This is a genomic window from Micromonospora sp. H33 (assembly GCF_052068455.1).
GTDB lineage: Bacteria > Actinomycetota > Actinomycetes > Mycobacteriales > Micromonosporaceae > Micromonospora.
In genome coordinates, this window is the sequence record NZ_JBQHDE010000014.1 from 62,937 (window position 1) to 74,357 (window position 11,421).

The window sequence follows — 11,421 nt, forward strand, 5'->3', positions numbered from 1 at the left end:
AAGCCGCGCCCCGATTTCGTCCCCCGGCGGGACCCGTTCTGGTGGGCGATCGCGGGACGTACGCGACACCGGCCGCCACGGACTCCGAGTGGATCACCACGGGCGGGTAGCCTTCGGCGCGTGATCGTGGTGAGGTGCCGGTGACGACCGTGGAGACGACGCAGGAGCAGGCCGCCGAGGCGCGTCCCGCCGTGGCGGCGCCCCGCCCGCTGCCGCTGCCGGTGGCCATGGCGGCGGCGGTCGCCGGGGGCGCGGCGATGCTGGTCGCGTTCCCACCGTACGGGCTGTGGCCGCTGGCGCCGGTCGGGGTGGCCCTGCTGGCCGCGGCGGCGCACCGGCGGCGGCCGCGGGCCGGCGCCGGCCTGGGATTCCTTGCCGGCGTGGCGCTGTTCGCGCCGATGCTCAGCTGGACCAACCTGCACACCGGTTACCTGCCGTGGGTGCTGCTGTCGCTGCTGCAGGCCGGCTACCTGGCGCTGCTCGGCGCGGCCACCGCCTGGGTGTCCCCCCTCGCCGACCGGGCCCGGTGGGCGTGGCCGGCGCTGACCGGGCTGCTGTGGGTGGCGCAGGAGGCGCTGCGCGACCGCACCCCGTTCGGCGGGTTCCCGTGGGGCCGGCTGGCGTTCAGCCAGGACGAGTCGCCGCTGCTGCGCCTGGCCGCCCTGGGCGGAGCCCCGCTGGTGACCTTCGCGGTGGCGCTGACCGGTGGGTTCCTCGTCACCGCCGCCTGGTGGTGTCAGGAGGCGCGGCGCCGCCCGGCCGGCGACCGGCGGTGGGCGCCGGTCGCCGCGGTGGCCGCCGCCGCGCTGGCCGTACCCGCCGGCGGGCTGCTCGTGCCGGTCGGCGCGGCCGGCGGTGGCGACACCGTCACCGTGGCGATCGTGCAGGGCAACGTGCCCCGGCTCGGGCTGGACTTCAACGCCCAGCGCCAGGCGGTGCTCGACAACCACGTCGACGCCACCGTCGACCTCGCCGCCCAGGTCACCTCCGGCGCCCGACCCCGCCCCGACCTGGTGGTGTGGCCGGAGAACTCCAGCGACATCGATCCGCTGCGCGACGCCGCCGCCGGTGCCCGGATCCAGGCGGCCGCCGACGCGATCGACGCGCCGATCCTCGTCGGCGCGGTGCTGCGCGGCCCCGGCCCGGGACAGGTGCGCAACGCGGGGCTGCTGTGGCAGCCGGGCACCGGCCCCGACCTGGAGCAGCTGTACACGAAGCGGCACCCGGTGCCGTTCGCCGAGTACGTGCCGATGCGGGACCTCGCCCGCATGGTCAGCAAGCAGGTCGACCGGGTCCGGTCGGACTTCGTGCCCGGCACCACGCCGGGCGTGCTGCGTACCGGCCCCGCCGTGCTCGGTGACGTCATCTGCTTCGAGGTCGCCTACGACGAGGTGGTCCGCGACACCGTCACCGGCGGCGCGCAGCTGCTGGTGGTGCAGACCAACAACGCCACGTTCGACGTGGCCGAGGCGCGCCAGCAGCTGGCCATGGTGCGGCTGCGGGCCGTCGAGCACGGGCGGCCGGCGCTGATGGCCTCCACGGTCGGGGTGTCCGGGTTCGTCTCCCCGAACGGGCGGGTAAGCGACGCCACCGGGTTCAACACCCGCGCGGTCGTGGTGCGGGAGCTGCGCCTCGCCGACGGACGCACGCCGGCCACCCGGGTCGGGCTGTGGCCGGAGGTGGCGCTGGCCGCCCTGGCGGTGGCGGCCCTCGCGGCCACCGGGCTGCGGCGCCGACGGGACCGCACCGCGGGCGCCTGACGCCCCGGTCGGCTGACGGCCCCCGGCCGCGGCGGGGCGACAGCCGGTACGCCGGCGGAGGGGGAGACGACGGTGCGCGACCAGACCGGTCACCCGGGGGTGGGACGGGTGCTCGTGGTGATCCCGACCTACAACGAGGCCGACAACCTGGCGCGGATCGTGGAGCGGGTACGCCGGGCCGCGCCGACGGTGGACGTCCTCGTCACCGACGACAACAGCCCCGACGGCACCGGGGCGGTCGCCGACGCCCTCGCCGGCACCGACCCGCGGGTGCACGTCCTGCACCGCGAGGGCAAGCAGGGCCTCGGCGCGGCGTACCTGGCGGCTTTCGCGTGGGCCCGCGAGCGTGGCTACGACGCCGTGGTGGAGATGGACGCCGACGGCTCCCACGCCCCGGAGGACCTGCCGGCGCTGCTGGCCGCCGCCCGCGACGCCGACGTGGTGATCGGCTCCCGGTGGACCCGCGGGGCGCGGGTGCTCAACTGGCCGCTGCGGCGGCTGCTGCTGTCCCGCTGCGGAAACCTGTACGCGCGGCTGGCCCTCGGCATGCCGGTGTCCGACGCCACCGGCGGCTACCGCGTGTACCGGTTCAGCGCCCTGGACGCGATCGACCTGAAGTCGGTGTCCTCGCAGGGGTACTCGTTCCAGGTGGAGCTGTCCCGCCTCGCCCACCGGGCCGGTGTCCGCATCGTGGAGGTGCCGATCACGTTCGCCGAGCGGGAACGCGGCACCAGCAAGATGAGCCCCCTGGTCGTGGCGGAGGCGCTGTGGCGGGTCACCGGGTGGGCGGTGGCCGACCGGCGGCAGGCCGTACGCCGGGGACTGCACGGCACCCCTACCGGCCAGATGCGGTGGCCGTAGCGGGCCAGGCCTCGATCGTCGGGTCCGTGGCGGGCGGGGCGGCGCGTGTCATGCTGGATGGGCGTGGACGACGCCCCCGGGCCGCGCGACAGCGGGCGAAAATTCGGGGGCGCCGCTACCGGGCGGGGTGAGGTGAGATGCGCCGAGGACTGAGGTTCGTCCCGTTGGCCCTGCTGCTGGCGGTCCTGGCGGAACTGGCGGTGTTCGTCGCCGTCGGGCGGGCCGTCGGGTTCGGGGCGGCGGTGCTGGCCGTGTTCGTCGCGTCGCTGCTGGGGCTGGTGCTGCTGCGCCGCGAGGGCATGCGTGCCTGGCGGGGCTTCCGGTCCGCCGCGCAGGCCGGGCGACCGCCGGGCCCGCAGGTCACCGACGGGCTCGTCGGCCTGGCCGGTGCGCTGCTGCTGGCCACCCCGGGCCTGCTCAGCGGCGCGCTGGGGCTGCTGCTGCTGGTGCCGCCGGTGCGGCGGCTGGCCCGGTCCGGGGTGCAACGGGCCGCCGAGCGCCGGGTGTCGTCGATGGTCGCCGGTGACCTGTTCGGCCCGCGCCGGGTCCGGGTCCACCGGGGCGCGCCGCAGCCGCCGCCCGGCGAGCCGACCGTGGTCGACGGCGGGCGGGCCATCGAGGGCGAGATCGTCGAGCCCCGCCAGGGCTGACCGCACACGAAAACGGCGCCCCCGGGGGATTACACCCCGGGGGCGCCGTATGTCCGGTCGCTCAGGCGCGACCGCGGCGGGTGCGGACCTCCTGCAGCCGCTCGGCGAGGATGTCCTCCAGCTCGGCGATCGACCGCCGCTCCAGCAGCATGTCCCAGTGGGTACGCGGCGGCTTGGCCTTCTTCTGCTCCGGCTCGTTGCCGTCGACCAGGCGGGCGACGCTGCCGTCGAACTTGCACTCCCAGGTCATGGGGACCTCGGCGTCGACGGCGAACGGCACCTCGAACTGGTGGCCCTTGGCGCACAGGTACTCGCGGGTCTGACGCGGCGCGAGCTCCGTGTTGCGGTCGGACTCGTAGCTGACCGCCCCCAGGCGGCTTCCACGCAGCATGCGCTCGCCCATGATCGTCTTCCCCTCGTTCGTGGTGCTGGTCTTCTCGGTGTAACGGTTGGTGTCCCCCGCACCATTCCCGCCCAGCGCGCGCTGCCGCGTCACGGGCGGGCCGGAACAAGGGTAACCGGCCATGACGATCGCCCGGCGGGGTCGTCCCCGGCCGGGCCGAGAGGGTGGAGTGTTTCCGCTGTCAACGGGGATGTTAGCCGCCCCAGTGGCAGCGGAGGTTGCCATGGCCCGTGACGCGCCGGTCGCCGCCCGCCCACGCGCCGGTCAGGTCGCCCGGCTGGCCGACACGTGGGCGGCGCCCACCTACGTCCTGACCTTCGGTCTGGCCTCGGTGGCCCTGGGGCTGGGCGCGGTCATGTTCACCCGGCACATCCGTCACCTGATGGCCGGCATCCACTGACCCCCGCGCACGCCGCCGGCGTCCGCAGGGGCGGACCCCGGCGCGGCGCCGGTCAGCGCGCCGGGGTCGGCGGCAGCGGCAGCGGCAGGCCGGGCAACCCGTCGATGCTGGTCGCCACGTGCTCCTTGCCGGCGAAGTACGCGCCCAGCGACGTGTCGTCCTCCCGGGCGAACCGCCGGGCGTGCAGGTCCCGGTCGGTGTCGTACGTCATGAACGGCACCGCGTAGCCGCACGTGTCGCGGATCAGCTCCGCCCGCACCACGATGATCGCCCGCAGCCCGTGCACGGTGGTGTCGATGTCCGGGAAGTGGCCGATCAGATCCTGCCACCGCGGATCGTCGCGGAACACCGGCTCGCCCCGGCCGTGCACCCGCACGATGTTCGGCGGACCGGTGAACGCGCACCACATCAGCGTGATCCGGCCGTTCTCCCGCAGGTGGGCGACGGTCTCGGCGTTGCTGCCGGCGAAGTCCAGGTACGCCACCGTGTGCTCGTCCACGACGGCCCACGAGCCGCGCAGCCCCTTCGGGGACAGGTTGACCGTGCCGTCGGCGGCCAGCGGCGCGGTCGCCGTGAAGAACATCGGCTGGTCCTCGATGAACGTCCGCAGGCGACCGTCGATGCGCTCGTACGTCTTTCCCATGCCGCCATCGTCCTCCCCGGCGGTCGGGCCCCGCTGCCCCGCCGGTGGTGACCCCGGTCGCTGCCGGCCCGGCACCCGCGCCGCCTCCTCGGCCAGCGACGGTGTGGCGACCGGAGCCCACGCGGCGAACACCTCGCGCGGCGCCGGGCCGGAGCGCTCGGCGACGCCGCGGTCGTGACTGATCGCGCACACCACCGTGCGCAGCGGACGGCGGTCAGCCGGCCGGCGCGGCGGCCTCGCGGTGGGCCAGGGCGGCGGCCAACTGACCGACCTGGTCGGCGAGTTGGGCGACGCGCCGGTGCGCCTCGTGCCGGTCGGTCTCGGCGGCGCGCAGCCGTACCGCCAGCTCCTCCAGCCGGCCCTCGGCGGCGGCCGCGACCTGCCGGGCGGCGGCCAGCTCCGCGCGCAGCGCCTCCCGCGCCTCGGCCAGCGCGGCCGCGTCCGCGCGGGCCCGCTCGGCGTCCGCCGCCACCTGCCGGCGCTCCGCCTCGGAACGGTCCCGGTCGACCACCGCCCGCTCGCGGACCTGCACCGCCGACTCGACCTCGGCCCGCGCGCGCCCGGCCTCCACCCTGGCCCGGTCCGCGTCGGCCCGGGCCTGCGCGGCCTCCTCACGGGCCTGGACAGCCTGCTGGCGGGCCTGCGCGGCCTCCGCGCGGGACTGCGCCGCCTCCGCGCGGTGACGCTGCGCCGCCTCGACGGCCTCGGTCGCCGCCCGGGTGGCCCGGTCGGCGTCGGCGCGGGCGGCGTCGCGTTCCCCGGCGAGGTCGGCGGCCCGGCGCCGCTCGGCCTCCAGGTCGGCGCGCAGCGTCCGCAGTTCCGCCCGCGCGGCGTCGCGGTCCCGCTCCGCCTGCACCCGCAGCGCCTCGGCCGCACCGGCCTCCCGGCGCGCGGCGTCTCGCGCCTGCTCCGCCCGGTCGGCCCGCTCGACCGCCGCGGCGGCCTCCTCCGCGGCGCGCCCGGCGTCGGCGCGGGCGGCGTCGCGCTCCACGACGGCGATCCGCGCCGCCTCCCGGGCGCGGGCGGCGGACGCGGCGGCGTCCTCGGCGTCGCGGCGCGCCTCGTCCCGCTCGGTCTGCGCCGCCGCCACCTGGGTGGCCGCGTCGGCGCGCGCCTGGGCGAGCTGCCGCTCCACCCCGACCGGCGACAGTTCGGCGTGCAGCGCCTCGGTCAGGGTCTCCACGATCTGGTCGAGCCGGTCCACCGCCTCCCAGGTGCGGGCCACCTGCCCCGGCAGGCCCGGGGCGTTGCGGTGGCGCATCCGGCCGTTGCGGGCGGCCCGCTGGCAGGCGCCGTCGTTGTCCCGGCAGTAGCGGAACGGCCGGCCCGCGCCGGCCCGCTGCGGCACCTCCCGACCACAGTGGGCACAGGGACGGGTGTCGGTGAGGGCGGCCTGCTCGTCCATGGGACCGGAAGTCTAGTCCCGCGCGGTCGGCCGGCCCGGCGGCCGCGCCCCGGTGCAGCCGGCCCCCTCCCGACCGCCGGCCCGGTCGTGGCGTACGACCGGGCCGGCCGGCGGGTCACACCACCTCGAACTGCGCCATCATGCCGACCTGGGCGTGCTCCAGGAAGTGGCAGTGGTAGACGTAGCGGCCGGTGAACCCGGAGAAGGTGGCCTGCAGGCGGACGGTCGACCCGGGCGGCACCGCCACGGTGTCCTTCAACCCGGCCTCGCCGGGCCCGGGCGGCACGCCGTCGCGGTCGAGCACCCGGAACTGCACGAGGTGCAGGTGCAGGTTGTGGGTGATGCCGAAGGCGGTGTCGTTGTTGGTGACCCGCCAGATCTCGGTGCTGCCGAGCGGGATCCGGGCGTCGACCCGGGCGGCGTCGAAGACCTGGCCGTTGATGGTGAACGTGGTCGAGCCCGGGTTGAAGCTCAGGGCCACGTCGCGGACCGTGGTCGCCGTGCCCAGCGGCGGCAGCGCGCGCAGCCGGTCCGGCAGCTGGCTGTCGTCGTCTGCCTCGGCGGCCACGTCGAAGGCGAGCACCGGACCGGAGGTGTCCTCCAGCACCAGGCGGGCGCCGACCGGCTGCTGCCGGAAGTCCACGACGATCTCGACGCGTTCCGCCGGTGACAGGGACAGCTCGGGGCGCAGCACCGGCGCGGGCAGCAGCCCGCCGTCGGTGGCGATCTGCACCATGTCGGCGCCGGGCAGGACCAGGCGGAAGATCCGGTGCGCGGAGGCGTTGAGCAGCCGCAGCCGGTAGCGGCGGGCGGCCACCCGCAGCACCGGCTGGGGCTTGCCGTTGACCAGGATCGTCCGCCGGTCCGCCCACCGCGCCGGGTCGAACACCAGCGTCCCGTCGTCGGCCACCAGCGCGTCACGCAGCATGATGGGGATGTCGTACCGGCCCGACGGCAGCCGCAGGTCCCGCTCGGCGTCGTCGTCGATCAGGTAGAACCCGTGCAGGCCCCGGTAGACGTGCTCGGCCTCCATGTGGTGGCTGTGGTCGTGGTACCACAGCGTCGTCCCGCGCTGCCGGTTCGGGTAGTGGTAGGCGCGCCAGCCGCCCGGCGCGATCGCGTCGGACGGGTGCCCGTCGCTGGACGCGGGCACGACGCCGCCGTGCAGGTGCACGTTCGTCGCGTGGTGCATCTCGTTGCGCACCCGGACGACGGCGGCCCGTCCGCGTCGGGCGCGGATCGTCGGGCCGACGAACTGCCCGTTGTAGCCGAGAACGGGGGTCGTCAGCCCCGGCACGATCTCCGTCGTGGTGTGCCGCACGGCCACGTCGTAGACCTCGGTGCCGCCCAGGACGGCGGTCGGGCGCAGCACCGGTGGCACCGGCATCGCGACGGTGAACGGGCCGGCCGCCGCCGCGAGACCGGCTCCGCCGCCCCCGGCGTGGTGGTGTGCGGCGTGCCCGGCCGTGGTTCTGCCGCCGCAGCCCGGCAGCAGGACCGCACCCCCGGCGGCCAGGCCCCCGAGCGTGATGAGGCGTCGTCTGTCCACTGTCTGCTCCTCCCCGTCGGGTGCCCGGCACCCGCTGACCGTCAGCGCCGGTCAGGCCGGTGGCTCCCGGCCCGACCGGCCGGGGCGATGCAACCAACCGGCGCCCGTGGCGCACTCGACGCGCGCTCAGGATCCCTGCTCGACCCGGGTACGCGCCGGTTCCCCGGGACGAGCAAGTGCAAGATCGGCGCACGAGTCGGAGGGGCTGGCGGCCGCGCTACCGTGGTCGGGGAGGTGAGGCCGGGTGGAGGCCCGTTGGGAGGCGACGGTCGAGGCGCAGATCCGCGCCGCCCAGGAGCGCGGCGAGTTCGACAACCTGCCCGGCGCCGGCAGGCCCATCCCCGGCCGCGACCAGCCGTACGACGAGTCGTGGTGGATCAAGAGCTTCCTGGAACGGGAGGCGCTGCCCAGCGACCTGCTGCTGCCGACGCCCCTGCAACTGCGCCGCCGGATCGAGCAGGTGCCCGACGAGGTGCGGGACCTGCCCACCGAGGAGGCGGTCCGCGGGTACGTCACCGCGCTCAACAGGCAGATCGTCGCCTGGCTGCGTACACCCACCGGCCCCCAGGTCGTCGTGCGGCCGGTCAACGTCGACGAGGTGGTCCGCCGCTGGCGTGCCGAGCGCCAGCAGGCCGCCCCCGGCGCAGCGCCGCCGACCGTAGCGACGGCCCACGCGCGGCGGACTCGACGCTGGTGGCGCCTGCCGTGGCGCCGGCGCGCGGCCTAGTCGAGGTCATCCGGCCCACGCCCGACCGGTCACGGCGGCGCGGCGGCCCTCAGCGGCGGGTACGTTCGGCGGCGAAGCACTCCACGCGCGCCCGCCTACGGGACGGCGGCGGTACTGCTACCTGCTGCGGCGGGCGGTCCTCACGCCGAACGCGACCGCGCCGACGACGAGCACGGCGCCCAGGAGCTGGAGGCCGGGGGAGTCATCGGCCTCGCCGTGCACGACTCCGGCGACACCGATCGCGATGGCGAGCACGGCAAGGAAGTACTTCACGGGCACCACGGCCCGATGCTCTGCGACCATGCATCGACTATCACTCGCTACCTATCGATTGCCAATCGGTTTGGTTTCTCCTTCGGGTGCGTCCTGCTGTCCGCGTGCCATCGGAACCGGGGCCCGGTCAGCCGCTGCGGTCCGTGCGGGAGCCGTAGGCCGGGCCGAACACGACCAGGAGCGCCAGGTCTTCGGTGACGTCCACGAAGCGGTGGTCCTCGCCCGCCGGGACGAAGATCACCGCACCCGGGTCGACCTGCGCCTCGCCGTTCGCCGTCACGATCCGCGCCCGACCCGCGGTCACCACGTAGATCTCGTCCTCGGTGTGCGGGCTCTGGTTGTCGACCCCGCCCGCCGGGATGCAGTACGTCCCGACGGACAGGTCCGGCACCCGCAGGTGCTCGACCCAGTCGCTCGCGTCGGCGTCAGCCGGCTGCCGCCATTCCCCGGCGCCCGTGATGATCTGCATGGCGGCGACCATACCGGGCAGCCGGGCCGGCGCGAGGAGACCGCGCGCCCCACCGACCGCCCTCTGCCACACCGTCGGCGGAGAGTCAGTCGACCGCGGCGCGCCAGGTCCACGAGGTGCGTCGCGGCCGGCCCGGCAGTTCACCCCGCCCCGTCGACCACAGCAGCACCTGCGGCGCCGGGCCGTCCGGCCCGTCGGGGAACAGCCGACGCAGTACGGCCGCACTCAGGTCCTCCGGCGGCGTCCACGGGATCCCCAGCCCGCGGGTGATGTCGTGGGTGTGCAAGACCGTCTCGGCCACCCCCATCGCCGCGAAACCACCCGGGTCGCACGGCCCGAAGTGCCAGGCCCGCGCTGACGGCGCGGCCGTGTCGACGGCGGCCCGCAGCAGGCTCCCGCAGGCGGCCACCACCCGCAGCACCTCGGTCGCGTCGGCGGCGGGCGAGATCACCAGGTCGTACGGCAAGTAGCCGGAGTCCGGTCGGCCGACGACCTGACCGGCGTACGCCATCAGGTCGTGCGCCACGTGCGCGGCCGTCGTCCAGCAGCTCCACTCCAGGTCACCCGCCGGCACCGCCCAGTCCCGGTCGGCGTGCGGGCCGAGCACGGCGGTCATCTCGGCCACGGCGCGGGTGACGTCGCCACCGGTGATCGCGGTCACCGCCCGACCGTGACACAACCTCGCGGGAGCCGCAATTCGTCGGTGTGGGCCGGCATCATGCTCTGACGGGCCCCGGCGCTGCCGGGGTCGCCCCGGCGAGTGAGAGGTGCCCGGCATGTCGCGCAACACCGAGACCGTCGAGACCTACCTGGACGGTTTCCGCACCGGCGACCACGCGAAGATCCTGTCCTGCCTGACCGACGACATCGAGTGGACGGTCTTCGGCGCCTTCCACCTCACCGGCAAGGAGGCGTACGACGCGGCCATCGACGGCGTCGGGTTCACCGGGCCGCCGCGACTGGAGGTGGTGCGGATGGTCGAGCAGGACGACGTCGTCATGGCCGAGCTGACCGGGTCGGCGATCCGGGACACGGGCGAGGAGATGCGCATGTCGATGGCCGAGGTGTTCGTGATGCGCGACGGCCTGATCGCCGAGCGGCGGGCCTGGGTGATCGAGCTCAAGGAGAACGACTTCCGCTGACCGGTGCCGGGCCGGTACGCGCGGCGGGGCTGTTCCGCGCCCGGCCATCCCGGTAGGCTCGGCCCGTGACTGCCGGGTCGGCCATGGGCCACGAGCGGACAGGGCACCCGGCGATTCGATGACGCCGGGGCGGGCCCGCGCCCCGCCTGTCCGTCACTCTCCCTAACCCCGTCGTGGGTTTCCCCGTACCAGTGATCGTCTTCGCGTCGCCGCTAGCGACGCTGTTCCTCCGTGCCCGCAGGCGGCTCGCCGGGCACACCCTGTCTAGAGAAAGCAGCGCATGCCCAACGACTTCAACCAGCAGATCATCGACGAGTTCCGGGCCAACTCCGGCCGGGTGGGCGGGCCCTTCGAGGGTGGCCGACTGATCCTGCTCACCACCACCGGGGCGCGGTCCGGCGCCCCGCACACGACCCCGGTCGGCTACCTGCCCGACGGCGGGGAGCGCATCCTGGTGATCGCCTCCGCCGCCGGTGCGGACCGCCATCCCGACTGGTTCCACAACCTGGTCGCCGATTCGACGGTCACTGTCGAGGACGGCGTCTTCACCTACCCCGCCCGCGCCGAGGTGCTCACCGGCGTCGACCGGGACGAGGTCTTCGCCCGGGCCGTGGAGGCCGACCCCGGCTGGGCCGAGTACCAGGCGAAGACCGACCGGGTCATACCGGTGGTGGCCCTGTACGCGCAGGGCGGCGGACCACCGGAGGCCGCCTCCTGGGGCGAGGCGCTGCGGCTCGTCCACGACGCGTTCCGACGCGAACTGGCGCTGATCCGTGACGAGGTCGAGCGGTCCGGCCCGACGCTCGGGGCGCAGTTGCGGGTGAACTGCCTGACCCTCTGCGGAGGCCTGCACGAGCACCACCGCCACGAGGACGCCGGCATGTTCGTCGGCATCGGCGCGCAGCGTCCCGACCTGGTGGATGTGCTCGACCGGCTCCGCGCCGAGCATCGGCGGGTCGCCGAGCTGGTGGGCGACCTTCAGCAGGCCGTCACCGCCACCGACGCCGACCGGGACGAGGTGCGCACGCGGGTCAGCCGCCTCGTCGCCGACCTGGAGGCCCACCTGGCGTACGAGGAGGAGCAGCTGATCCCGGTGCTCGACGCCGCAGCCGGCTGAACGTCTGCCACTCCTGACGGCA

Annotated in this window: 13 protein-coding genes and 1 pseudogene; 7 read left to right on the forward strand and 7 right to left on the reverse strand. The window is 75.4% G+C overall.

Translation table 11 applies throughout. The features are described from left to right. Positions 1-48: 48 nt before the first annotated feature. From lnt to ACTMS0_RS24490, 3 genes and pseudogenes are all read left to right on the forward strand, one after another. Positions 49-1,862, forward strand: a pseudogene (gene lnt, locus ACTMS0_RS24480) (apolipoprotein N-acyltransferase); the annotation flags it as partial. Further along, positions 1,860-2,621 carry a polyprenol monophosphomannose synthase gene (locus ACTMS0_RS24485; RefSeq protein ID WP_441157686.1) on the forward strand — a complete coding sequence of 254 codons (762 nt, stop codon included), beginning with the start codon at positions 1,860-1,862 and terminating at the stop codon, positions 2,619-2,621. The pseudogene lnt and the gene ACTMS0_RS24485, both read left to right, overlap by 3 nt. 137 nt (positions 2,622-2,758) lie before the next feature. Continuing rightward, positions 2,759-3,271: an FxsA family protein gene (locus tag ACTMS0_RS24490; RefSeq protein WP_441157599.1), complete on the forward strand. Its 513-nt coding sequence runs from the start codon at positions 2,759-2,761 to the stop codon at positions 3,269-3,271. Between the two features lie 61 nt (positions 3,272-3,332). Here ACTMS0_RS24490 and ACTMS0_RS24495 read toward each other — a convergent pair whose 3' ends face one another. Continuing rightward, the gene (locus ACTMS0_RS24495; RefSeq protein WP_091636146.1) at positions 3,333-3,674 is read right to left on the reverse strand and encodes an RNA polymerase-binding protein RbpA; all 342 of its coding nucleotides are present in this window, start codon (positions 3,672-3,674) and stop codon (positions 3,333-3,335) included. 223 nt (positions 3,675-3,897) lie between these two features. On the opposite strand from ACTMS0_RS24495, the gene ACTMS0_RS24500 reads away from it, so the two are divergent. Further along, positions 3,898-4,074 (forward strand): hypothetical protein, encoded by a 177-nt coding sequence (locus ACTMS0_RS24500; protein WP_441157600.1) that lies wholly within the window; start codon positions 3,898-3,900, stop codon positions 4,072-4,074. Between the two features lie 52 nt (positions 4,075-4,126). On the opposite strand, the gene ACTMS0_RS24505 is transcribed toward ACTMS0_RS24500, so the two are convergent. From ACTMS0_RS24505 to ACTMS0_RS24515, 3 genes are all read right to left on the reverse strand, one after another. Then, complete coding sequence (locus tag ACTMS0_RS24505; protein WP_441157687.1) at positions 4,127-4,717, reverse strand: pyridoxamine 5'-phosphate oxidase family protein; 591 nt, start codon at positions 4,715-4,717, stop codon at positions 4,127-4,129. Positions 4,718-4,931: 214 nt separating this feature from the next. After that, positions 4,932-6,122 carry a hypothetical protein gene (locus ACTMS0_RS24510; RefSeq protein ID WP_441157601.1) on the reverse strand — a complete coding sequence of 397 codons (1,191 nt, stop codon included), beginning with the start codon at positions 6,120-6,122 and terminating at the stop codon, positions 4,932-4,934. 115 nt (positions 6,123-6,237) lie between these two features. Further along, positions 6,238-7,671, reverse strand: coding sequence for a multicopper oxidase family protein (locus ACTMS0_RS24515; protein ID WP_441157602.1), 1,434 nt, complete (start codon positions 7,669-7,671; stop codon positions 6,238-6,240). Between the two features lie 244 nt (positions 7,672-7,915). Between ACTMS0_RS24515 and ACTMS0_RS24520 the strand changes: the two genes are divergently transcribed. After that, positions 7,916-8,398, forward strand: a complete 483-nt coding sequence (locus ACTMS0_RS24520; protein WP_441157603.1) for a DUF1992 domain-containing protein — start codon at positions 7,916-7,918, stop codon at positions 8,396-8,398. A 117-nt stretch (positions 8,399-8,515) separates the two neighbouring features. On the opposite strand, the gene ACTMS0_RS24525 is transcribed toward ACTMS0_RS24520, so the two are convergent. The 3 genes from ACTMS0_RS24525 to ACTMS0_RS24535 form a co-directional block, all read right to left on the reverse strand. Further along, positions 8,516-8,701: a hypothetical protein gene (locus tag ACTMS0_RS24525; RefSeq protein ID WP_441157604.1), complete on the reverse strand. Its 186-nt coding sequence runs from the start codon at positions 8,699-8,701 to the stop codon at positions 8,516-8,518. A gap of 97 nt (positions 8,702-8,798) precedes the next feature. Next, positions 8,799-9,140 (reverse strand): cupin domain-containing protein, encoded by a 342-nt coding sequence (locus ACTMS0_RS24530; protein ID WP_441157605.1) that lies wholly within the window; start codon positions 9,138-9,140, stop codon positions 8,799-8,801. Between the two features lie 85 nt (positions 9,141-9,225). Then, complete coding sequence (locus ACTMS0_RS24535) at positions 9,226-9,792, reverse strand: DinB family protein (protein WP_441157688.1); 567 nt, start codon at positions 9,790-9,792, stop codon at positions 9,226-9,228. A 124-nt stretch (positions 9,793-9,916) separates the two neighbouring features. Between ACTMS0_RS24535 and ACTMS0_RS24540 the strand changes: the two genes are divergently transcribed. Both ACTMS0_RS24540 and ACTMS0_RS24545 read left to right on the forward strand, forming a co-directional pair. Then, positions 9,917-10,282, forward strand: coding sequence for a nuclear transport factor 2 family protein (locus ACTMS0_RS24540; RefSeq protein ID WP_441157606.1), 366 nt, complete (start codon positions 9,917-9,919; stop codon positions 10,280-10,282). Positions 10,283-10,562: 280 nt separating this feature from the next. Continuing rightward, positions 10,563-11,399 carry a nitroreductase/quinone reductase family protein gene (locus ACTMS0_RS24545; RefSeq protein WP_441157607.1) on the forward strand — a complete coding sequence of 279 codons (837 nt, stop codon included), beginning with the start codon at positions 10,563-10,565 and terminating at the stop codon, positions 11,397-11,399. Positions 11,400-11,421: the final 22 nt, after the last annotated feature.

Bases quoted from the DNA above. Each gene is read 5' to 3' on its own strand.
- ACTMS0_RS24505 (WP_441157687.1), bottom strand. From the start codon at position 4,717: ATGGGAAAGACGTACGAGCGCATCGACGGTCGCCTGCGGACGTTCATC.
- ACTMS0_RS24525 (WP_441157604.1), bottom strand. From the start codon at position 8,701: ATGGTCGCAGAGCATCGGGCCGTGGTGCCCGTGAAGTACTTCCTTGCC.
- ACTMS0_RS24540 (WP_441157606.1), top strand. From the start codon at position 9,917: ATGTCGCGCAACACCGAGACCGTCGAGACCTACCTGGACGGTTTCCGC.
- ACTMS0_RS24510 (WP_441157601.1), bottom strand. From the start codon at position 6,122: ATGGACGAGCAGGCCGCCCTCACCGACACCCGTCCCTGTGCCCACTGT.
- ACTMS0_RS24490 (WP_441157599.1), top strand. From the start codon at position 2,759: ATGCGCCGAGGACTGAGGTTCGTCCCGTTGGCCCTGCTGCTGGCGGTC.
- ACTMS0_RS24500 (WP_441157600.1), top strand. From the start codon at position 3,898: ATGGCCCGTGACGCGCCGGTCGCCGCCCGCCCACGCGCCGGTCAGGTC.
- ACTMS0_RS24545 (WP_441157607.1), top strand. From the start codon at position 10,563: ATGCCCAACGACTTCAACCAGCAGATCATCGACGAGTTCCGGGCCAAC.
- ACTMS0_RS24530 (WP_441157605.1), bottom strand. From the start codon at position 9,140: ATGCAGATCATCACGGGCGCCGGGGAATGGCGGCAGCCGGCTGACGCC.
- ACTMS0_RS24495 (WP_091636146.1), bottom strand. From the start codon at position 3,674: ATGGGCGAGCGCATGCTGCGTGGAAGCCGCCTGGGGGCGGTCAGCTAC.